Source organism: Bacillus sp. ES1-5, assembly GCF_022487605.1.
Lineage (GTDB): Bacteria > Bacillota > Bacilli > Bacillales > Bacillaceae_G > Bacillus_A > Bacillus_A wiedmannii.
Window position 1 is genome coordinate 1 of record NZ_JAKVPU010000008.1, and the last position, 20,731, is coordinate 20,731.

Here is a 20,731-nt window from a genome sequence, read left to right on the forward strand (position 1 = left end):
ATTCATCTCCCACCTACTCGCTGGGCTACGTCCTTCACGCTCCTTGAGGAAGGAGTCTTCTTGGCTAAATTGATAAAGGAAGGTTTTCACATCCAAATTAGTTATTTACACAGCACTTTATTCCTTCGCATCCCTCATACTGTAATAACCTAAATTAATAATAATTAAGAAATACCCACCCATAATTCCAGCTGCAAATGTCCACATGTACTCACGGTGTTCAATTTCATACATAATAATCGCACCGAGTATGGCGGCGGCAAAGCGATTCATCATGCCAAGCATTGGTGCTTTTTCTTTTTTTACGATGCTATTTCCGAACTTTTCAATACGCCTTCCTAAAATCCAGGCGCAGTACATACTAACTAAAAGGCCAACGCTTATCCCTACAAAATGGGCTGAGAAAGGTGTCATCAACCATCCGAGTAACATCACGCCTAGTAAACAATATATTTGTATGTTGAATGATCTTAATGCCATACGAATCATGTTATGCTCCTTATCTTTCCTATTAATCCCATCTTTCGGACTTCAAGCTTTCCGATATATCCTTTTTAAAATGGGGGAATTTGATTTTGCTCACCATTAAATAAGCGAGTACGCATGTGCCAAATGCCACGGAAACTGAATTATTTAGGAGGCATAAAATGAGGAGACACATTGCTGCAAATGGAATGGGCATTCCGATAAATGTTGGGAGTTTGCTTTGTTGCGTGTTAAATCTGGCAAGCCGAAGCATTCCGCAAATACTATAAGCGAGTGCACATATCATCCCGATAGACTGCAAATCTTTTAAAGCAATACTATATGCCAGAATAGACGGTGCTACACCGAAGGTAACTAAATCCGCAAATGAGTCTAACTCTCCGCCTATTTCCGAAACAGCATCTAGTTTCCGAGCAACCATACCATCAAACAGATCAAATACCATACCTGTAATAATGAACATAACTGCACCATACATATCGTGAACGAAAACAGCGTGAATAGCCAAAAGCCCACACACAAAGTTTGCTATCGTAAGCATATTTGGTATGTAACTCATCACACGCTTCTCCTCCTTTCTACTAATTGCTTCATCTCGGGTTTTACTCATTAGACTCAAGATCCTTCTGTTTTTCTTCCAATATCACTTTATTTATTTTCGTTAACGTATCAGTCATTTGTTGCAAAGCTTCAATATCAATTTTCGAGAAATATTTCTCGATTAGTACATCATCTAACTTCGACAACTGCTCCATATACTTACTACCGTTTGGACCAAGTGTAAGGAAATACTCCCTTTTATTATTAGGATTAACTTGTTTTGAAATCATCTTCTGCTTTTCCAATTTCGATAAAACTTGGCTCACAGCACTTTTCGTTATATTAAAAGTACTCGCAACGTTATTTGCTGTCGTGTTTTCATTTAAATGAATATGAAATAGCATGCTCTCTTGCTGCCCAGTAAGACCGAACTCATCCTTTAAATCTTGAAATAGTAAAATGTAGAGTTCAGTATAGGCTCGATTCATTTCATTAATTACTTCTTTATATGATCTAGTCATAGCGTTCTTCCTCCATGCTGTTATTTCGTTTTAATAGTTTAGTTCACTTAACTAAACTATATTATACCTTTATGTTCGTGTAAAGGGAAATATAGCTCCGTACTTTATTCACAATGCAAAAAAGAAGACATCCATTAAGATGTCTCCTTTTCATACTTAAGATTCCAAGCTCTCACCATTTGTCTTAATTACTTCCTTATACCAATCAAAACTTTTCTTCTTCGATCTTTTTAATGAACCTTTTCCTTCATTATCTTTATCAACGTGTATATATCCGTAACGTTTCTTCATTTCTCCAGTAGAAGCACTTACAAGGTCAATTGGGCCCCAGCTTGTATAACCGATAATATCTACTCCATCTTGGATGGCTTCTGACATTTCAATCATATGCTTCTCTAGGTAATCAATACGGTATGCATCATTCACTTCGTCTTCACCATTTAATTGATCGATTGCACCGAGACCATTTTCAACAACAAATAACGGTTTTTGGTAACGATCGTACAGTTGGTTCGCTGTAATACGGAAGCCTTTCGGATCAATCGTCCATCCCCACTCTGATTTTTCAAGATATGGATTTTCAACAGAACCGAATACATTTCCGCTCGTTATACTTTTTAACACTTCTGGATCTGTACTTGTTGCTCGGCTTGAATAGTAGCTAAAGCCAATATAATCAACTGTATGCTCTTTTAAAATTTCCTCGTCTTCTTTTTCCATTTCAATTGTTACATTGTTATCCTTAAAGAAGCGTTTTGCGTATCCAGGATATGCTCCTCTTGCTTGTACATCAATGAAGAAGAATGATTCACGGTCTTGTTCCATCGCGCGAAGAACGTCGTCTGGATTACATGTGTATGGATACGTTGCACCCGCAGCAAGCATACAACCGATTTTCGCATCTGGAATGATTTCATGACACGCTTTTACAGCTAACGCACTTGCAACAAGTTGGTGATGCGCCGCTTGATACTGAATTTGTTTTTTATTATCACCTTCTTTAAACGCTAGACCTGCTCCCATGAAAGGTAAATGTAAAAGCATATTAATTTCGTTAAATGTCATCCAATATTTCACTTTATCTTTATATCTATTAAAAATTGTTTTTGCGTACGTCTCAAAGAAAGTGACAAGCTTTCTACTTCTCCAGCTTCCATACTTTTCTACTAAATGAACAGGCACATCAAAGTGAGCCATCGTAACGACTGGTTCAATACCGTGCTTTAACAGTTCATCAAACAAATTATCATAAAACTGTAATCCTGCTTCATTTGGCTTTTCATCATCACCATTTGGGAAAATACGTGTCCACGCAATCGATACACGTAACGCTTTAAATCCCATTTCTGCAAACAATGCAATATCTTCTTTATAACGATGGTAAAAATCAATCGCTTCATGTGACGGGTAAAACTCTCCTTCTACTGGTGTAAAGGAATGAATATTTCCTTTCATAATATCCCAACGGTTCTCACCAGTTGGTAATAGATCAACCGTCGTTAATCCTTTTCCGTCTTCTACATATGCGCCTTCAACTTGATTGGCTGCAGTTGCTCCACCCCATAAAAATCCTTTTGGAAAATTAACTTTAGACATATAGAAAAACTCCTTTATATAAGAATGAACGAGGAAAGCTATTGTAAGTTTTAAAGAATACCTTTCTTCGTTTGAACCTGTATGAAATGTAACTACTATTTAACTCCTAACTTTAGTAAAGAATCTCCTGCTTGAATCTTTTCTATTTCCGTTTTTTTGATGCTATATTTATCATAATTTGTAACAACAACTGGTGTCGTCACAATATAACCCGCCTTTTGAATTTCAGCTATATTAAACTCAATCAGTAATTGCCCTTTTTCTACTCTCGCTCCTTGTTCAATATGAGAAGAGAAAAATTCGCCGTTTAATTTCACAGTATCCATTCCAATATGGATTAAAATTTCAGCACCTGAATCCGCCGTAATTCCTATCGCATGATTCGTCGGGAATAGCGCAGAAATCGTACCTGAAACTGGTGAAAACAACTTTCCTTCTGAAGGCTCAATCGCAACTCCTTCACCTAGCGCACCTGATGCAAATGCAGCATCGTCAATATTTTGAAGCGGCATAACAGCGCCATGGAAAGGACTAAAGATTACTTCATCATCATTTGATGCAGCAATTTTATTACTTGTTTCCTCTGTTTCTGTAGATATTTGCTTTTTCGTAAAACCAAATAAGTAAGTTAGAATAAAACCTACTATTAAAGAAACAACCATCGAAACAATTGCGCCCCAAAATCCAGCTGTAATCCCATCTTTCGGACTAATAAATGTCGGAAGCGTAAATATACCAAGTCCGCCTGTCATATAAGCTTGTGTACCAAATACGCCAAGTATTGCGCCGCCAACTCCTCCAGCAATACAGCTCATAATAAACGGCTTTTTTAGCGGAAGTGTAATACCATAAATCGCTGGCTCTGTAACACCGAAAATACCTGAAATAAAAGCTGGAATACTAAGTGTTTTTAATTTCTTGTCTTTCGTTTTCACCCAAACACCAAGCACCGCACCAATTTGAGCAAATGAAGCAGCAAATATAAGAGCTAGTATCGGATCAATACCGTGTACAGCTAAATTGTTATAGCCAATCGGAACGACGCCCCAATGAAGGCCAAATATGACGAGTACTTGCCAGAAAGCACCGAGTAAAGCACCCGCTACTAATGGGCTTGCATGATACACCCAAAGCGTCGCCTGTCCTAAAAACTGCCCTGCCCACGTCGCAATTGGGCCAATAACGAGAAATGTAACTGGTACAACGATTAGTAACGTTAAGAATGGTAGTACAAATGTTTTCACAACATCTGGAATGACTTTCTTTAAAGTCTTTTCAACTCTCGCTCCAAAATAAGAAGCGAGAATAATTGGAATAACAGATGATGCATAATTCATTAAAATAACTGGTATGCCTAAAAACGTAATATGAATTGGTGATTCAAACATCGTTCCTGCAAATAACGTAAATAATGGCTCACTTGCTTTTAAACCGGATAAAGCCGGATAGACTAACGCTCCCCCAATTGCCATACCGATGAATGGTGATCCCCCGAATTTTTTACTTGCCGTATATCCTAAGAAGATCGGGAAGAAGTAAAATAACGAATCGCCTACCGCATTTAATATTTGATACGTTCCTGACTGTGTACTTAACCAGCCTAACGCTACAAATAATGCATTAAATCCTTTAATCATCCCAGTTGCAGCTAACACTCCTAAAATAGGAGTGAAAATGCTAGAAAGAATATCTATAAGACTACTCTTTTTCTTCTCACTCGCGTCTTCTTCCTCTGTCTCTTGAAATCCTCCGGCAACAATAACCGCTTTATACACGTCGGATACATGGTTACCAATTACAACTTGATATTGTCCACCGCTTTTCATAACCGTCACAATATCTTCCATACCTTTCAGTACTTCTGTATTTGCTTTCCCCTCATCTTTTAACTGAAATCGTAAGCGAGTTATACAATGTACAACGCTATGTATATTTTCTCTCCCTCCAACATGTTTCAGTATGTCTTTTGCTAATTTTTCATACTTCATAGTAACTTTCCCTCCCTACAATTATCCCATTTGTTATTTTTATAAAAGAAAAAACCTAAACTAACCGTAACGGTGTGATACATACGAATCACTCCATTACAAGTCAATTTAGGTTTTGCCTGCCAAACAGTAACAATCCCGTTTATTCAATTACATAATTCATTGCGTTTCGTTACACGGTGAATGTGCAACGTTACGTACACCTTTTCATCTTTTGAAAGATGACTATTATGTGCTTTTCGTAAATACGCTTCAATTTTTTCTGTACAACAATACGCCTCTTCATACTTACTTTTCACTTGCTCGTATAAAAAATCATCATCGGCCGAGTTCAATTCCTTCTGCATTAAGCGCTGCGCAAAATATCGTAAATGCGTTACAAACCGACTATAATTAAATGAACTTTCATCTAAGTTCATCTTATAGTGGTACTTTACAACATTTAAAATATCTTGGACGATTTTCGTCATCGCTACCGTTTGTTGCATCGCCGGCTCTCCTTGCTGCGCATTAACGAAATGTAGTGCAATTGACCCTGCCTCATCTTCAGAAAGTCTAAACCCAGTCTCTTCTTCAATTATGTTCAAAGCTTGTAGACCAATTTCAAACTCTTTCTGATAGAACCTCTTAATCTCCCAAAGCAAAGTATTTTTAAGATCCATTCCTTCTTTATGCCGAGTTAAGGCAAAACTTAAGTGATCCGTTAATGTAAGATAAATATAATCACTTAAAGTCCCCGGCAAAGCTGTCTTAGCAAACTGAATAATTCTCTCTGTAATCTCTAAATTTTCTACAGGAATTTCAGTTAGCAACCTAGCAAGTTTCTCTGATAATTCTCTTGTTTCTAGCACAAAGGTCTTTTCTACCTTAGATTCATCAATCGTATCGCCTACTTTTTTCTGAAATCCCAAACCTCTGCCCATAAGTACAACTTCTGTCTCGTTATCCTTCATCGTACAAACAACATTGTTATTTAAGATTTTATGGATTCTCATATTGTTCCGCCTTCTTCTTCTTAAAGTCACAAAAGGTATAAAAAAAAACTAAACTGATTCCAAAAGCTACACTACACCCGTAGCCTCTAGATCAATTTAGGTTTTGCCTGCCGAACAGTAACAATCCTTTTACTTATTAACTTACCTTTATTATACACAAAGAGTAAGCGGTTGCAACGATAAATTATTGAATATTTTTTTACAAAGAAAATACTAACAATCAATCAGCTGTTGCTTACATTTATTACAAGACTAGTTATATACATCATTATATTTTGCAATTACTGTAGGTAACACCTACCTTTTACTACATGTAACGTTCTGAATAATCAAACATAATTATTAATAAAATTCCATATAGACCCATTAATGGTTAAAATGTTATAATAAAACTACCCTACATAGTTACTCATATTCATACTGAGAAACTAGCGTCTTATTAAGCAATGCGCATAACTCAAATAAAAAAGACACTTTACAGTGTCTTTTTTATTTATTTTCATAAGAATTATCTCTTTTATACACACAATCTATCAAATGAAAAAGGAGACTATCATATGGAGCATCCTGTAGCAAGAGAACTTAGGTTCATACGTATATGCCTTATCATCTTGATCATTGTCATTGCATTTTGGGATCGTGAGAAACCTGTAGAAATTACTGACCATGGTAGTGACCCTATCGTAAACACCAGCAATATGACCCCAGTTGGCGATAATACATTTGCCTATAAAGACGAATCTAATCAAATTAAAATATTTAAGTTTGACCCGAATACAAATGAAATAAAACTAATAAAAGAGTTTTATGCTAGCGAATATTAATTACATAAAGGCACCTTAAGGTGTCTTTTTTTATTTTTAAAAGGACCTGCTCACGTTTATGCGTCAAAACATAAAGTAAATAGAATCCGTTAAAAAACATGAGTGACCCTTTGTTTTCCCCTCTTATTAAAGGAGGAACTATTATGGGATTTGGTGGTAGTTGCGGCGGAAGCTGCGGTTTTTCTGGAGGATTTGCACTATTAGTTGTATTGTTTATTTTATTAATCATCGTTGGAGCTTCTTGCTTCTGCTAAACAAACTATCGGAAAAGACACTCTTATATGGGTGTCTTTTCTTTGTGAACTAAAATGTATGTGAAATGAAAACATAGTAAAAATGAGATAATTACTCAAATTGTTTTTCACCTTATAAATTATATCCAAAAAGTTGGATAGCTCCTTTTACTACTCATATTATTAATAAATAAAGCAATAACTACAATAACAAGGGAACCAACTAAAACCGGTGTTACTAAATAACTCCAACTGTATGCTCCTAAAATAACGACAATGGGATCAGCCCCTGCCGGAGGATGCGTTGTTCTTGTTAACATCATAATAGCAATCGACATACCAACTGCTAAAGCAATTGTCCAATATTCATTCCCAAACAAATGATATATTGATAGGCCAATGAAAGTTGAAATCAAATGTCCTCCAATAATATTACGCGGCTGAGATAGCGGTGCATTCCAAACTCCAAACGCTAATACACAACTCGCTCCAAATGGAGCCATTAATAATTCTGTAGAAATTATACTCGTTAAATATGTTAAGGTGAGAATCGTTAAAAATCCCCCCAATAATCCCGTTAAAGAGTCCTTTATATTTACTTGTAATGGACTTCTTCCTTTCCCTTTCATTTTTGCAAAATATCGTACACTTATTGGTTGATCCTCTTTCTGCTTAGCTGCTGTTATATTACTCATCATTCTCCTCCTTTATTTACCAATAATTATATCCCGAACGAACTAACCAGTCAATATCAATTTTAGAGGTTAGTTTAAAGATGCAGAAAAAAAAGAATCAACTGTTATAAGTTGATTCCCTAAACTTCTTCAGATTTTCGAACCTGAAATTTTGCTACCTTTTTTCGGTTCCCACATATTTTCATAGAACACCATTTTCGTTTTCCACTTTTATCTATAAATAATAAAACACAGTCAGGGTTTGAACACCTTTTAAGAGAAATAAGCTCATTTTCTGCTATTAACGTTAAAGCAGAAAATGCAATTAACGATACAAGTACATCCTCAATTTCTCCAACTGGAATAGGTACTAAACTCTGTTCAATAACTTTATATGTAAATGGTGCCTTCTCAAGTTCTTTTTCTAAATACGTAATAAAATCATCAGAAATTTCGTGCTGATCGGCAATTGCCTCAAACTGTTTTCTCAGTAATTCTCTTAGCTCTAGTATGCTAGATGTAACTTGATTCATCCGCTCTTGAATTCCTATAAGTGTTTTTTCATTCCAGAAAGGAAGATTAACCTTTATTACATGTAGCCATTCTAATACATCTTCATCTGTTATTAATAAATCATAACGTTGTCCACGCCTAACTAACTCTGTATTCACTAAATCTAATGAGAGATTTCCAGATATAAGCGGGAATTGTTTTCTTTCCTGCATGTACTCATCACCTACTCTTTAAACAATCATATTCCAAATTAATACAGAAGTGCAACTTTTTTATAAACTACAAAGTATGAAGACCAAAACCTTTAGCCATAATTACGACTAAAGGTTTTTATGTATATAACTAAAAAGGAGCTGACTGTATGGAACATAATAAAAACGGGATGCTTGCTTTAATCGTTCTGTTTGTAGGACTAGCTTTTTTTGTTTTCGGTATGGTTTATCATTTATGAGGAACGGTTTAAAAATAAATATTAATCCATTTAGAAGAAATTCAGACGCAATATACTGAACTTCATCTCATTAAGCACCAATAATCATTTACCTAGTCATAAAACCCCTTATGATGCTTCAGGGGTTTCCGCTTTAAAACAATTATAAAAAAAGGCCCCATCAATGGGGCGCTCAAAAAATAATATAAGTAAATGAATTAAAACAAATAACAGACAACTAAAATATATAAGATTAACATCATTTAATCTATATATATGCAATATTACATAAAAAAATCTTATCATTACATGCTATACTAAAAAAGGAGTCGACAATCGTTATTTTCTTCTTATTTTTAAAGCAATATGGATATATACCTTCTTATCGCATTTGGATTGTACAAGCAAAAGAAGACATCGTAATCGATGTCTTCTTTTCTTATATTTTTATGAATTCTTTTGAGCAGATGCTCTCCAAGCACGAAAAGATGTTGGGTGTCCAGAATGAGCTCTTTGCTTTGCAGCAGCAACAGCTGGTTTTTCTTCAATAGTCGTTGGTTTCTCTTCCACAATCGCTGATTTTTCTTCAAGAGCAGTCACAGCTGTTTGTATTTTTTCCAACTGCTCTTTTAAAGCTTGCTGTTCAATCTTTAAATCCGTAAGTAATCGTAAAATCATTTCAGAATTGGCCATAAAGATCCTCCTTCCCCCAATACACAGAATAAAATACAATATGTCATCAGCATAATACCCGTGACAAAATAAGGTCGTCAATTCTTATAAAATCTAAGTATCTTTTATTTTTCAAAAGGACCTGCTCAAGTTTATCCGTAAAGACATAAAGTAAATTAAATCCATTAATTAATGGTCTTTATGGAAGGAGGAGTTAATATGGGATATGGCGGTAGTTGTGGTGGAGGCTGCGGTTTCGGCGGCGGATTTGCTTTACTTGTTGTACTCTTTATCTTATTAATCATCGTTGGCGCTAGCTGTTGGGGCGGCGGATTCGGCTGCTAATAAGAGGCACTCTTGAGAGTGTCTTTTTTTTGTGTGTTTTTTAATGTACAACCCTTCTCATTGGTAGTTTATCAACAGTATCCTTGTAATTGCCCCTCGAAATTCGCACATTTTAAAATTGACATAGCACCTCATGCACCATATACTGTTAACAACAGTATACTGTCATTAACAGTATAAATCCTAATTCATTCAAGGAGGTATATCCATGAAACATACAGGAAGACATACAGGTGCATTTCTTTTGTTATTTTTGGCAGAAGGTGATAACTATGGCGGGCAATTACTGCAAAAGTGCGAGGAAGAACTTCCCGTCAATCCAATCGATAGCGCCATTTTATATCGTACGCTAAAAAAATTAGAGAACGAAGGTGCAATCGAATCTTATGTAAGTACAGACCATCAAGACAAACCGAGAAAGATGTACAAAATTACGCCTGCTGGAAAGGAACAATTGGCAGATTTCCAAATGGATATTGAAGAAAAAATGAAGAACTTATCCTTTTTCATAGACAAATATAACGACTTAAAGGATTCCAATCATGATTAACGGCGTGATCCTTTACACTTTAGCCATTATTCTTACGGGGATTTCTTTTATGAAAGACCGCAATAAAACGAAAGAAGCTCTAATGAAGTCATGGAAAATGTTTCGCAATCTTCTACCTGCGATGCTCTCCATCATGCTTTTCGTTGGCTTATCGCTTTCTATATTAACGCCGTCTTTCATCTCTTCCATCATTGGGGAACAGTCTGGATTGTTAGGTATTATTTATTCAGCAATACTCGGCTCCGTTGCACTTATTCCAAGCTTCGTCGTGTTCCCACTTGGTAATACGTTAGTGCAACACGGCGCAGGCCTTCCTCAAGTTGCGGCACTTATGTCGACACTCATGTCAGTTGGAATTACAACATTACCGATGGAACAAAAGATATTCGGACGAAGCTTTGCTTACGCACGTAATGCATCTGCATTACTCATGTCTCTCCTATTCTCCTATATTATTTGGGTGGTGATGGTATGAAGGAACTAAAAAGATATCGCTTCTTTTTCACCTTACTACTGGGGCTCATTGTATTAACTTTTATAAATCAATCTTTAGGATGGAGCGCATTACAATTAACAGGGAATAGCATTTTAGATATGTTGTTTCTCCTTCCCCCTGTCCTACTATTTGTAGGATTACTTGATCAATGGGTGAAGAAAGAAACGCTCATGAAATATATGGGCAAAAATTCCGGCGTATACGGAATCTTATTCTCTCTATTATTAGGCGGCATTGCGGCTGGTCCTCTCTACGTCGCCTTTCCAATTGCAGCACTACTATTAAAAAAAGGCGCAAGCATTCGGTACATCGTATTTTTCTTAGGCGTTTGGACAACTGCGAAATTGCCAATTCTCGTGTATGAATTTTCTTCGTTTGGAGCTACTTTTACACTCATTCATATTGGTTTCGGGCTAGTATTCTTCTATGTAATGGGGATTATTTTTGAGAGGTTTTATGATCAGGGGCAGTTGTTAAGGTATGATGTTACAAAAGACATGTAAAAAGACATCTTTATCTATTAAAGATGTCTTTTTTATATAACCCTTAATTCTCGTTCTGTAAAACCCTCGCTGCTTTTACTCCCTCTTTCTCTTCTTTTAAAAACAACGATACGATAAATGCAACAATGATAAAGACTAACCCCAATGTAAACGCACCTTGGAACCCTGACGTTAAACCATTTAACTTCTCTACTGGATCCATTGGATTTGCGGAGCTTTCCATATAGCTAGTTGTTCCTGAAGACATTTTCGATATGAATATAGCTGTACCAATTGCGCCAGCTACTTGTTGTAACGTACTAAATAGTGCTGTTCCGTGCGGATATAAATCTGGTGTTAATTGATTTAAACCGTATGTTTGTGCTGTCATGACAAACATGAGTCCAACCATTAATACGCTATGCATGACAATAATTTGTACCATTGATGTGTCAGGAGTAATGCCTTTAAATAAGAACATTGCAATCCCTACTAACACAATACCAGGAACGATAATAACTTTCGGGCTAAATTTATCAAATAGTTTACCTGCGATTGGTCCCATTATGGCGCTAATAATACTTCCTGGAAGCATGATGATTCCTGATTTAAAAGCTGTAACGAGTAAAACTGTTTGCAGGAACATCGGTAATAAAGTCATCGTTGAAAATAACGACATCATCACAATGACAATTAATCCAACTGATAATGTAAACATCGGAACTTTAAATGCGCGTAATTCTAAAATTGGATTCTCAATTTTCAATTGTCGAACGACAAAAATACATAATGAGATAAGCCCAACAAGTAAAGTGCCATACACTTTCGCATCGGACCATCCTAAATCACCCGATGCACTAAAGCTATACACAAGTCCGCCAAATCCTAATGTCGATAAAAGGATAGATGGATAATCCACTTTTGGCCTCGTTAACTCTGTAACATTTTGAATGTACTTCATCCCAATCAAAATTGAAATGATCACGATCGGAATAACGATATAGAATAACCAGCGCCAATTGAGTGAATCGACGATTACTCCAGATAATGTAGGACCAATTGCTGGAGCAGACATCATCACAAGTGCGATTAATCCCATTGTGGCACCACGTTTTTCAGGGGGACAAATGAGTAAAATCGTATTCATTAATAACGGTGTAATTAATCCCGTCGCTACAGCTTGGACGATACGGCCGACTAATAAAACGGAAAAGGTCGGTGCAAATCCCGCAATTAATGTACCGACTAAAAACGTTACCATAGCGATCAAAAACATTTGTCTCGTTGTGAGCCATTGCTGAAGTAACGCTGTAATCGGGACTAAAACACCAACTACTAACATGTATGCTGTAGAAAGCCATTGAATCGTTGAAGCTGTTACGTCAAACTCTTTCATTAATACGGTTAGCGCATTACCAAGCAATGTTTCGTTTAATAATGCAACCATTGCCCCTAAAAGTAATGCAATTAAAATCGGGGTATGTTTCATATTAGAAATATCAACTTTGCCACTTGCAGGGCTCTTAGTTGTCATATTCATTTGCAGATTCTCCTCCTATTTCTTACGTAAAAAGCTTTAAATAAACCGGAACACATGTAATATACTATACATATGTAGATTAAAAAGGGAGAATCAATTTTCAGCCATTGTATACTTAATCTACAAAAAAGGAGAATTGTAGATGAACGATAGTGAAAAACAACTTGATTTACGCATTAGACGTACACATAAATTATTGTGGGATTCCTTATTTGAATTAATGACGCAATTAAAACAGAAATATAGTACTATCACGATTAACCAAATTTGTGATCGTGCGATGGTACACCGAACAACCTTTTATAAACACTTTGAAGATAAAGATGCTTTATTAGCATTTGGATTTAAACGATACAGCAAGATAATTGCTGGAATACCGGTTTCAGATCGATTAAGTAAACCATTTCAAGTAATGGAACAATTTCTACATCATGAAGAAATCGGTAAAATATTAGAGACGCAAATGTCTGATGAACAATTTATTAGCCGGACACAGTATTTAAGTCACGAAACGAGAAAACAAGAAATAGAAGCGTTAAATCAACTTTGTAAAAATCATACGATGCCAAATGATTTAATCATTGAATTTTATTCAGGGGCAATCACCTCATTAAGCACGTGGTGGTTTAAAAATGAAAGAAAAGTTTCTGCAGCAGAAATGGATCAATATCTCCACCAACTTATTAACCGGGATATTTTTCAGTTTGGAGAGGAATAACTTCACCATCAAAAAAGGTTGTTTTATAAACAGCCTTTTTTGATGGAATAAAACGTCGATAAATTTAAGTTACAAATATTCAGAATTAATATTAAAATAAAAAATGGGGATAGGGGTATGGGATTATAAAATTTATACATAACGAGGGAATAGAAATGAAACTACAATTAAAAGCGGATTTAGGGCTACTACTAGTTACATTCTTTTGGGGTGCATCCATCTTACTTACAAAGGTTGGACTTGAAGGCATAGAAGAATACAACTTAATCGCATTACGATTTATTATCGCCTTTCTTTTATCAGGTTTAATATTTTACAAACATTTATTCAAAATCGATTTTAAAACTGTAAAATATGCATTTATACTCGCTTCTGTCTTATTTATCGTTTACATTTTCGCGACGTTCGGTACAAAGTACACAAGTGTTTCTAATGCTGGTTTCTTACTATGTCTCACAGTCATTTTCATTCCGATATTATCAGCTATATTTTTAAAACACATTCCGGAAAAGAAAGTTATAGTAGGAATCTTTTTAACGATAATAGGAATCGGCTTACTAACATTAACTAGCGAATTCAAGATCGGTAATGGCGATATATTTTGCATACTGTCAGCCTTATTTTATGCGATTCACGTCATCATTACTGGAAGCGTAACGAAACATGTGAACTCCATTGCACTTGGAGTCATACAACTCGGTTTCGTCGGTCTATTTAGTCTTATTTTTTCATTCATTATCGAAACACCAAAACTGCCTAGCACAACCAACTCATGGCTCATCATCTTAGCCTTAAGCATATTTTGCACCGCAGTGGCATTCATCGTGCAAGTTATCGCCCAGCAATACACGACGCCTACACATACAGGACTTATCTTCTCATTAGAACCTGTCTTTTCCGCAGGCTTCGCTTTCGTTTTCACAGGAGAAACACTTACTGGGAAAGGATACTTAGGCGCGACACTTATATTAGTGAGTGTGTTGATTGCTGAGGTGGATTTTAAGAGTGTATTGCGGCCTAATTATAAGAAAAATATGGAATAGTTATTTCGCTAAAGTACATAAACATACCCCGAAAATATTCGTTTGTATTATTTTCACCCTCTTACCTTAATTTTTTTAGATGCTATCTTCGAATAAGGTAGCATCTAAAACATGTTACAAGGAATTATTATATTTATGTAGCCTGCATAGTTAACCTTTTCTACATTACTTACTGCACATAGTCATACAGATTTTTCGCTAACAATAAACAAGTTACTGTAATGAAAAGAGCACGAACATACCCGCTTCCTTTTTTTATAGCAAATTTGGAGCCAACAATCCCTCCAGCAATTTGAGCAATCCCCATTATAAAACCATGCGCATAGTTTACTTGCCCTACATACATAAACATCAACAACGCACCAACATTACTTCCTAAATTAAGAAGCTTCGCATTACCTGCTGCTTTTAAAAAATCATATCCAATAAATAAAAGAGAAAACATTAAAAACGAACCTGTTCCAGGACCGAGAAATCCATCATAAAAACCAATAGTAAAAACAAAAAAAGTAAAAATAATGACGTGTCGACCAGACAATTTCTTATGAGTGGAAATACTACCCCAATCCTTTTTAAATATCGTATAAATAGCAACCGCACCAAGCATAATCAGCATCAATGGCTTCAGTACTTCTGGATTCATTAAATGAACGGTCCATGCCCCTATTATGGAACCTATGAAAGTGAGTGGAACTAATTTAAACGCCGATTTCAAATTAAGATTACCAGAACGATAAAACACAATATTACTAGTTGCACACCCCATTGTCGACGCTAGTTTATTCGTAGCTACTGCACTTGCTGGATTCAGTCCTGTAAATAATAAAGCGGGTAAGGCGATCAGTCCACCACCTCCTACAACTGAATCAATAAATGCAGCTAAAAATCCAAAAGCAATCAAAATAATTAATACTGATGGGTCTAAATAAAAGTCCAAACTATTAACCCCCCTTTAGTCACTATTAGAATAGTAACTAATAATTTGCTAAATGTAAACAGTTATTGTAACGTTGAAATATAAAGTGAAACTTTAATCAGTGGGGGGTTTTGTTCATCCCCACTGATTATTAGTTGAACCAATCGGGCTTTTACGGGCAGTTGATCCCCCACCTAACTTCTTTGCTTCCGCTGAATTTTGAGGTGGGGGTCTTACTGCCCGTTAAAGCGGGATAAAAGCAAACATCGGAGGACGAAAAAAGTGGACTACATAGTGCAACAGCTTAAAAAAATGGGTTTTAATGAATATGAAGCTAAATCTTATGTATCTCTTGTTAAACAGGGGCCTGTCACAGCCTATCAAGTGAGTAAGGATTCAGGTGTCCCAAGAGCGCGAATTTATGAGATTTTAGGTAACCTTGTAGAAAAAGGAATTGTCATGAAGGAAGAAATAAATGACACCACTCGCTATTCACCTCTACCTGTTGAAATCTTTTTACAAAAGGCTCAATCAGAATGGCAGTCTACTTATGAAGGAATCAGTGATTCATTAAAAAAACTAGAAACTTCCGAGGAAAAAACGGATAATCGAGTGATTACGTTAAAAGACAAAAAAACAATCATTAGCTATTGTCAGGCATTAATAAAAAAAGCAGAACAACGTATTGTCATTTCAATGTGGGATGAGATGTATGAAGCATTAAAAGAGGAACTATGTGAGGTAGCTGATAAAGTTACAGTACAAGGCATTACCCTGCATGTTGAAGATCCAATTAAAAATCTAGAAGCCCATCGTATCACACCTTATACAGAAACTCGCTCTACAGAACATTGGTTTATTTTATCGATAGATTCTAAAGAGATGATTTATGGACCATCACTTGAAGAGCGCAATGTTGCTTTTTATACAGATGACCCCGTTCATATATACCTATTAGAGGATTATGTATGGCATGATGTTTTAGTGAATCGACTTGTCCGACGTAGCCAAGATGATTTGGAGAAATGGATTACTACAGAGAGAAAATCCTTTTTTATGGGGAAATAAGGAACATATTCAAAGAAGCAAAAAAATAAAGCATAAGTTAATGAAATAGAACTCTTATGCTTTATTTTATTTACAAAGTGATACTCCAGTCTTTTCACTATTTCCCCTCCACAAACTGCCCAAACTCCTTCAAAAATCTCAGCTTAAAACTTCCCCCTATCAAATAATTTTTTCATTTTATTATCTCATTTATATTTATCGATTTTTCAGTCTTTTCAAGAACAGCTATCACAATCAATCTCATGCGGTAATATAAATCATGGAGACAAAGCTCTTTTCTTAAATACTCATATCAATAGTCTTTTAGCTCGATTCCGTTAGCGGCTTTCGCTACCATTTTCGAGATAATCTTAAACTGTACGACCATAAGGGTTGGTACTCGTAACATGAAATTGCGCAGAAAGATTTTAAAGTTCGATTTTTCAACCATGCTCCCAGCAGCTAGTTTTCCTATTTTTTGATTCTTCTCAACAAACTTTCTCATCTCTTTCTCATAAGCAACATAGGCACGGGAATGATCACCATGCGCGTTTTTGAGTTCACCTGCTAATACATAAGCTCCGACAAGTGCTAGACTAGTACCTTGCCCTGATAGAGGTGATGGGCCATACGCTGCATCACCTACCAATGTAATTCGATCTTTTGACCATGTTGGCATGTGAATTTGACAAATCTCATCAAAATAAAAGTCATTCGCCTCTTTCATAGTTTTAAGTATCTGTGAAGTTTCCCAGTCTTCTGTATGGTCTACAAAGGCATTTTCTACAAGTTTTTTTTGAGATTCTTCATCATAGCGGTCGTACTCCAGTGCCTCTGATTGGAACAGGAGCATACCTTTTGCCTCTGTATTACCACGAGCGCTATACATACCCACAGTTTTTCCTGGCATTGTATAAAGCAGTACGCGGTGGTCGAGGTTAAGGTAATTCTCGAGAGTGAAAATCGATATATAACAACCAAGTGTACGTTTAAACTGTGCTTCATCGCCAAAAGTCAGGGACCTCACATTAGAATGTAGCCCGTCCGCACCGATGACCAGATCAAACGTCTGTGGCTTTTCATGAATAAATTGGACTTCTACACCTGCTTCATTTTCATGTATAGCAGTAATCGACTCGCTCCAAATGTATTTAATTGTATCCTTAGTTAAATCGTATAAAATATTACTCAAATCATCACGCATGATTTCGATGTCCACACCATGCTGGTTCGCTAGACTTGCTTCACTTAATTGACCTTCAACCTCACCTTTGCTGTTCACGAAATAAACACCAGTCATGTTTGTGTCAGCTGCACGAACTTGATCGAGTATACCCATCCGTCCAAGCACCGTAACAGCTGCACCACGGATATCAACCCCATATCCACCAGAGCGCAATGCGGGTGCGCGTTCTACTACAGTCACGTCGAAGCCATAACGATGAAGCCAGTAAGCGAGTGCCGGACCGGTAATGCTCGCACCAGAAATAAGGACGCGTATCGCTTGTTTCATAATTACTTATTCACTCCTATCCTAATGAAAGTCTTAACATACCCTCCAGTATATTCACCGCAGCAAAATAATAGGTATTTAACCATTCAACAAATAACCCACTTGCTGAAAAAGTAAAAAACCTGCATATCAATATAGGACATTTGATCAAACTTTATTACAAATTATCAATACCTAAAACGTCATAAAAAATAAAAGGTGATACATCTTCGTTATGCATCACCCTTGTAATTCTTGTTCAACAATCCTATAAAGTTTTCAAGTATTCATAATCTGTTATCCCATACAAAAATATAATGCTTTCTTTCATAAACATGAACCCCATTTTTTCCAATACACTAACTTAATATTTTTATACACTTATATACTAAAGAGCCTTTAAATCAAACAATTTGCGTATTAAACTTAATAATTTTTTCATATAAAAATAGTCGGCTATTTTCCCAACACTTAATTCATTCCCTCCAAAAACCGACCAAACTCCTTCAAAAACCTCAGCTTAAAACTCCCCACAGGTCCATTCCGATGCTTCGCCACATGAATCTCCGTCATCTCTTTCTGCGCCGTTTCCTTATCATAATAATCCTCGCGATACATAAGCATAATGACATCCGCATCTTGCTCAATTTGTCCTGTCTCTCTTAAATCAGATAAAAGAGGTCGCTTATCTTGCCGTGCTTCTACGGAACGAGATAATTGCGATAATGCTACTACACAAACATTTAACTCACGTGCTAATACCTTAAGCTTACGAGAAATTTCACTAATCTCTTGAAATCGATTGCCCTTATGCTTCTGATCGCCCGTAATAAGCTGCAAGTAATCTACAATGACTAAAACCTTCTTATCACCGTGCTTCCTCTTTAACTTACGCGTTTGCATCCAAATATCTTGCACCGTAACACCTGCATTATCGTAAATCTCAAATGGCAATTCCCCGATTTCCGCAAACGCCTGACTCACCTTTTCCCAATCTTCCATCGCAAAACGATGCTTCGGATTTTTCAGCCTACCTCCTGACACTTCACCTACGCAAGACGCCATCCTTTTTAACAATTGCTTACTACTCATCTCTAACGAAAACAATCCAACCGCCGCTCCAGACTTCGCCGCATGCAGTCCAACATTTAGCGCAAACGCAGTCTTCCCCATAGAAGGCCGCGCGCCAAGAACGACAAAATCACCTTCCTGCAATCCGCACGTCATTTTATTTAGCGATGTATAACCAGTCTCAATACCCGTAATCTCTTTCGCATCTTGATGCAGCTCTTCATACAAACCAACTAACGCATCCTTCAAATCAAACTCACATACACAGTCCTTTTCCTCTAACTCACAAAGTGCCGTAATCGTCTCACCAATAACTTTCTCATTCTTCTCCGCAATAAGACGCTCTCCCATCTTGTGCCCGAGAACACCAGCCTGATACATTTTCCAGGCACCTCGAACAAGCCCCTCATAATAAGAGAAGTTGGCAGTTGTAGGCACACCATCCATTAACCCTATAAAATACTCCATTCCCCCGATCCCCTGCAAAAACTTCGGATCTATCCTAGAAATGAACGTCACAAGATCAATCGGTTGCCCCTCTTCTTCCATTTTTCGCATTAACTGAAATATAGACTTGTGCACTGACATCGAAAAATACTGCTCCGTCAAACGGCACTCCTTAATAAGCTCTCCATCAAGTAATAGAGAACCTAACACCGTCTTTTCCGCCTCCACATTTTGAATACTCATGGACGCCACCCGCGCTCCGCTAAAAAGCGCTGCAGCTCTTCCTCAGACGGCGCATTCTTCTCCCACTCCTCACACCTCGCCAAAAACTCCTCCGTCTCCCCCGTACTAACAGACGACTCCTTCTTCCGAAACTTAGCCGTATCCGCCTCAACCTCACACACTTTCGTAAACCCTTTCCCGTGCCATCCTCTCAAAATCCCCTTCACATAAGCAACCGTCCGCTTATTATTCTCAAACGCAATTTGAAGAGCCTTCAGCACAAGCTCCTCTGACAAATCTTCCATCCACGCACCCAATTCCTCCACAGTATGCGGAGACAAACTACCGAAATGTTGCTCGTAAAAAGAAAACACGCGACTTCCCGTCTCTTCCTCTACAACCTCTTCTTCCTCTGTCTCCTCGCAAACCGGCTCAACATCATCCACAGCCAAATCACCAGGCATACCGAAATGCGCTAAAAGCATCGGAACACTCAGCTCCTCCTCCACGCACTTCTGAAGAAACATATGTACAAACTCCTTATTCTTCACACCCTTAAGCTCACGAAGCACACACTTCTCCACATTCGTATTCGTCACCGGATTATAACGAAGCCAATTTAAAACGAATAACTCCCGAGTATCCGCATCATAAAGAATCTTCCCATAATCAACAAAGCGCTGCACCAGCTTATCAATCGTCTCCCGATTATAACCCGTCTCCATCTCAGCTAACCGCTTCGGAAAAGGAAAAATCCCACACTGCGTCGTCTTCGAACAAGTTAACAAATACACATAAAAATACCGCTCCTCCGGCGTCAAATCCAAAACAAAATCATCCTGCCAAAAATTCACCTGCACATTACTATACACCGCCATCCTAATTCCTCC

23 protein-coding genes are annotated in these 20,731 nt (G+C 37.0%); 9 read left to right on the forward strand and 14 right to left on the reverse strand.

The window, feature by feature from the left end:
• Window positions 1-117 precede the first annotated feature (117 nt).
• From MKO96_RS21965 to licT, 6 genes are all read right to left on the reverse strand, one after another.
• Window positions 118-489: an ATP synthase subunit I gene (locus tag MKO96_RS21965; RefSeq protein WP_240588667.1), complete on the reverse strand. Its 372-nt coding sequence runs from the start codon at window positions 487-489 to the stop codon at window positions 118-120.
• Between the two features lie 22 nt (window positions 490-511).
• Window positions 512-1,096, reverse strand: coding sequence for a CDP-diacylglycerol--serine O-phosphatidyltransferase (gene pssA / locus MKO96_RS21970; protein WP_240588668.1), 585 nt, complete (start codon window positions 1,094-1,096; stop codon window positions 512-514).
• On the reverse strand, window positions 1,089-1,547 hold the full coding sequence (locus MKO96_RS21975) for a MarR family winged helix-turn-helix transcriptional regulator (protein WP_240588669.1): 459 nt from the start codon (window positions 1,545-1,547) through the stop codon (window positions 1,089-1,091). The genes pssA and MKO96_RS21975 overlap by 8 nt, the downstream gene beginning before the upstream one ends.
• A 156-nt stretch (window positions 1,548-1,703) precedes the next feature.
• A complete protein-coding gene (locus MKO96_RS21980) occupies window positions 1,704-3,143 on the reverse strand; it encodes a 6-phospho-beta-glucosidase (RefSeq protein ID WP_240588670.1) in 1,440 nt (479 codons plus the stop codon).
• A gap of 95 nt (window positions 3,144-3,238) precedes the next feature.
• Window positions 3,239-5,131 (reverse strand): beta-glucoside-specific PTS transporter subunit IIABC, encoded by a 1,893-nt coding sequence (locus MKO96_RS21985; protein ID WP_240588671.1) that lies wholly within the window; start codon window positions 5,129-5,131, stop codon window positions 3,239-3,241.
• 146 nt (window positions 5,132-5,277) lie between these two features.
• Window positions 5,278-6,126, reverse strand: coding sequence for a BglG family transcription antiterminator LicT (gene licT / locus MKO96_RS21990; protein ID WP_240588672.1), 849 nt, complete (start codon window positions 6,124-6,126; stop codon window positions 5,278-5,280).
• 557 nt (window positions 6,127-6,683) lie between these two features.
• On the opposite strand from licT, the gene MKO96_RS21995 reads away from it, so the two are divergent.
• Entirely contained in the window at window positions 6,684-6,950 is a 267-nt protein-coding gene (locus tag MKO96_RS21995; protein ID WP_240588673.1) for a YmzC family protein, read from the forward strand.
• 143 nt (window positions 6,951-7,093) lie between these two features.
• Window positions 7,094-7,204 carry a YjcZ family sporulation protein gene (locus tag MKO96_RS22000; RefSeq protein WP_000505686.1) on the forward strand — a complete coding sequence of 37 codons (111 nt, stop codon included), beginning with the start codon at window positions 7,094-7,096 and terminating at the stop codon, window positions 7,202-7,204.
• A 119-nt stretch (window positions 7,205-7,323) separates the two neighbouring features.
• Here the strand turns inward: MKO96_RS22000 and MKO96_RS22005 are convergent, their stop codons facing one another.
• The 3 genes from MKO96_RS22005 to MKO96_RS22015 form a co-directional block, all read right to left on the reverse strand.
• The gene (locus MKO96_RS22005; RefSeq protein ID WP_240588674.1) at window positions 7,324-7,878 is read right to left on the reverse strand and encodes an HPP family protein; all 555 of its coding nucleotides are present in this window, start codon (window positions 7,876-7,878) and stop codon (window positions 7,324-7,326) included.
• Window positions 7,879-7,997: 119 nt separating this feature from the next.
• Window positions 7,998-8,582 (reverse strand): CGNR zinc finger domain-containing protein, encoded by a 585-nt coding sequence (locus tag MKO96_RS22010; protein ID WP_240588675.1) that lies wholly within the window; start codon window positions 8,580-8,582, stop codon window positions 7,998-8,000.
• Between the two features lie 665 nt (window positions 8,583-9,247).
• Window positions 9,248-9,493 (reverse strand): hypothetical protein, encoded by a 246-nt coding sequence (locus MKO96_RS22015; RefSeq protein ID WP_240588676.1) that lies wholly within the window; start codon window positions 9,491-9,493, stop codon window positions 9,248-9,250.
• A 198-nt stretch (window positions 9,494-9,691) separates the two neighbouring features.
• Here MKO96_RS22015 and MKO96_RS22020 point away from each other — a divergent pair, with 198 nt between their 5' ends.
• The 4 genes from MKO96_RS22020 to MKO96_RS22035 all read left to right on the forward strand — a co-directional run bounded on the left by MKO96_RS22020 (window position 9,692) and on the right by MKO96_RS22035 (window position 11,366).
• On the forward strand, window positions 9,692-9,817 hold the full coding sequence (locus MKO96_RS22020; RefSeq protein WP_000540377.1) for a YjcZ family sporulation protein: 126 nt from the start codon (window positions 9,692-9,694) through the stop codon (window positions 9,815-9,817).
• A 208-nt stretch (window positions 9,818-10,025) separates the two neighbouring features.
• Window positions 10,026-10,367, forward strand: a complete 342-nt coding sequence (locus tag MKO96_RS22025; protein WP_240588677.1) for a PadR family transcriptional regulator — start codon at window positions 10,026-10,028, stop codon at window positions 10,365-10,367.
• Window positions 10,360-10,842, forward strand: a complete 483-nt coding sequence (locus MKO96_RS22030; protein WP_098048610.1) for a hypothetical protein — start codon at window positions 10,360-10,362, stop codon at window positions 10,840-10,842. The genes MKO96_RS22025 and MKO96_RS22030 overlap by 8 nt, the downstream gene beginning before the upstream one ends.
• Complete coding sequence (locus tag MKO96_RS22035; RefSeq protein ID WP_240588678.1) at window positions 10,839-11,366, forward strand: permease; 528 nt, start codon at window positions 10,839-10,841, stop codon at window positions 11,364-11,366. The genes MKO96_RS22030 and MKO96_RS22035 overlap by 4 nt, the downstream gene beginning before the upstream one ends.
• A 43-nt stretch (window positions 11,367-11,409) precedes the next feature.
• Here the strand turns inward: MKO96_RS22035 and MKO96_RS22040 are convergent, their stop codons facing one another.
• Window positions 11,410-12,885 (reverse strand): MDR family MFS transporter, encoded by a 1,476-nt coding sequence (locus tag MKO96_RS22040; protein ID WP_240588679.1) that lies wholly within the window; start codon window positions 12,883-12,885, stop codon window positions 11,410-11,412.
• Window positions 12,886-13,027: 142 nt separating this feature from the next.
• On the opposite strand from MKO96_RS22040, the gene MKO96_RS22045 reads away from it, so the two are divergent.
• Both MKO96_RS22045 and MKO96_RS22050 read left to right on the forward strand, forming a co-directional pair.
• Window positions 13,028-13,603 carry a TetR/AcrR family transcriptional regulator gene (locus MKO96_RS22045; protein WP_240588680.1) on the forward strand — a complete coding sequence of 192 codons (576 nt, stop codon included), beginning with the start codon at window positions 13,028-13,030 and terminating at the stop codon, window positions 13,601-13,603.
• 155 nt (window positions 13,604-13,758) lie between these two features.
• On the forward strand, window positions 13,759-14,646 hold the full coding sequence (locus MKO96_RS22050) for a DMT family transporter (protein WP_240588681.1): 888 nt from the start codon (window positions 13,759-13,761) through the stop codon (window positions 14,644-14,646).
• A gap of 169 nt (window positions 14,647-14,815) precedes the next feature.
• Here the strand turns inward: MKO96_RS22050 and MKO96_RS22055 are convergent, their stop codons facing one another.
• The gene (locus MKO96_RS22055; protein ID WP_240588682.1) at window positions 14,816-15,583 is read right to left on the reverse strand and encodes a TSUP family transporter; all 768 of its coding nucleotides are present in this window, start codon (window positions 15,581-15,583) and stop codon (window positions 14,816-14,818) included.
• A 261-nt stretch (window positions 15,584-15,844) separates the two neighbouring features.
• Between MKO96_RS22055 and MKO96_RS22060 the strand changes: the two genes are divergently transcribed.
• Window positions 15,845-16,630: a TrmB family transcriptional regulator gene (locus tag MKO96_RS22060; protein ID WP_240588683.1), complete on the forward strand. Its 786-nt coding sequence runs from the start codon at window positions 15,845-15,847 to the stop codon at window positions 16,628-16,630.
• A gap of 292 nt (window positions 16,631-16,922) precedes the next feature.
• Here the strand turns inward: MKO96_RS22060 and MKO96_RS22065 are convergent, their stop codons facing one another.
• From MKO96_RS22065 to MKO96_RS22075, 3 genes are all read right to left on the reverse strand, one after another.
• The gene (locus MKO96_RS22065; RefSeq protein WP_087979632.1) at window positions 16,923-18,122 is read right to left on the reverse strand and encodes an FAD-dependent monooxygenase; all 1,200 of its coding nucleotides are present in this window, start codon (window positions 18,120-18,122) and stop codon (window positions 16,923-16,925) included.
• A gap of 450 nt (window positions 18,123-18,572) precedes the next feature.
• Entirely contained in the window at window positions 18,573-19,862 is a 1,290-nt protein-coding gene (dnaB, locus tag MKO96_RS22070; RefSeq protein ID WP_240588684.1) for a replicative DNA helicase, read from the reverse strand.
• Complete coding sequence (locus tag MKO96_RS22075; RefSeq protein WP_240588685.1) at window positions 19,859-20,719, reverse strand: DnaD domain-containing protein; 861 nt, start codon at window positions 20,717-20,719, stop codon at window positions 19,859-19,861. Before MKO96_RS22075 ends, dnaB begins: the two co-directional genes overlap by 4 nt.
• Window positions 20,720-20,731: the final 12 nt, after the last annotated feature.

Coding starts and splice junctions, on each gene's coding strand:
- MKO96_RS22075 (WP_240588685.1), bottom strand. CDS start 20,719: ATGGCGGTGTATAGTAATGTGCAGGTGAATTTTTGGCAGGATGATTTT.
- MKO96_RS22045 (WP_240588680.1), top strand. CDS start 13,028: ATGAACGATAGTGAAAAACAACTTGATTTACGCATTAGACGTACACAT.
- MKO96_RS22015 (WP_240588676.1), bottom strand. CDS start 9,493: ATGGCCAATTCTGAAATGATTTTACGATTACTTACGGATTTAAAGATT.
- MKO96_RS22010 (WP_240588675.1), bottom strand. CDS start 8,582: ATGCAGGAAAGAAAACAATTCCCGCTTATATCTGGAAATCTCTCATTA.
- MKO96_RS21985 (WP_240588671.1), bottom strand. CDS start 5,131: ATGAAGTATGAAAAATTAGCAAAAGACATACTGAAACATGTTGGAGGG.
- MKO96_RS21965 (WP_240588667.1), bottom strand. CDS start 489: ATGATTCGTATGGCATTAAGATCATTCAACATACAAATATATTGTTTA.
- MKO96_RS21980 (WP_240588670.1), bottom strand. CDS start 3,143: ATGTCTAAAGTTAATTTTCCAAAAGGATTTTTATGGGGTGGAGCAACT.
- dnaB (WP_240588684.1), bottom strand. CDS start 19,862: ATGAGTATTCAAAATGTGGAGGCGGAAAAGACGGTGTTAGGTTCTCTA.
- MKO96_RS22035 (WP_240588678.1), top strand. CDS start 10,839: ATGAAGGAACTAAAAAGATATCGCTTCTTTTTCACCTTACTACTGGGG.
- MKO96_RS22050 (WP_240588681.1), top strand. CDS start 13,759: ATGAAACTACAATTAAAAGCGGATTTAGGGCTACTACTAGTTACATTC.
- MKO96_RS22020 (WP_000540377.1), top strand. CDS start 9,692: ATGGGATATGGCGGTAGTTGTGGTGGAGGCTGCGGTTTCGGCGGCGGA.
- MKO96_RS22025 (WP_240588677.1), top strand. CDS start 10,026: ATGAAACATACAGGAAGACATACAGGTGCATTTCTTTTGTTATTTTTG.
- MKO96_RS22065 (WP_087979632.1), bottom strand. CDS start 18,122: ATGAAACAAGCGATACGCGTCCTTATTTCTGGTGCGAGCATTACCGGT.
- MKO96_RS22040 (WP_240588679.1), bottom strand. CDS start 12,885: ATGAATATGACAACTAAGAGCCCTGCAAGTGGCAAAGTTGATATTTCT.
- MKO96_RS22005 (WP_240588674.1), bottom strand. CDS start 7,878: ATGAGTAATATAACAGCAGCTAAGCAGAAAGAGGATCAACCAATAAGT.
- MKO96_RS22030 (WP_098048610.1), top strand. CDS start 10,360: ATGATTAACGGCGTGATCCTTTACACTTTAGCCATTATTCTTACGGGG.
- licT (WP_240588672.1), bottom strand. CDS start 6,126: ATGAGAATCCATAAAATCTTAAATAACAATGTTGTTTGTACGATGAAG.
- MKO96_RS22000 (WP_000505686.1), top strand. CDS start 7,094: ATGGGATTTGGTGGTAGTTGCGGCGGAAGCTGCGGTTTTTCTGGAGGA.
- MKO96_RS21995 (WP_240588673.1), top strand. CDS start 6,684: ATGGAGCATCCTGTAGCAAGAGAACTTAGGTTCATACGTATATGCCTT.
- MKO96_RS21975 (WP_240588669.1), bottom strand. CDS start 1,547: ATGACTAGATCATATAAAGAAGTAATTAATGAAATGAATCGAGCCTAT.
- pssA (WP_240588668.1), bottom strand. CDS start 1,096: ATGAGTAAAACCCGAGATGAAGCAATTAGTAGAAAGGAGGAGAAGCGT.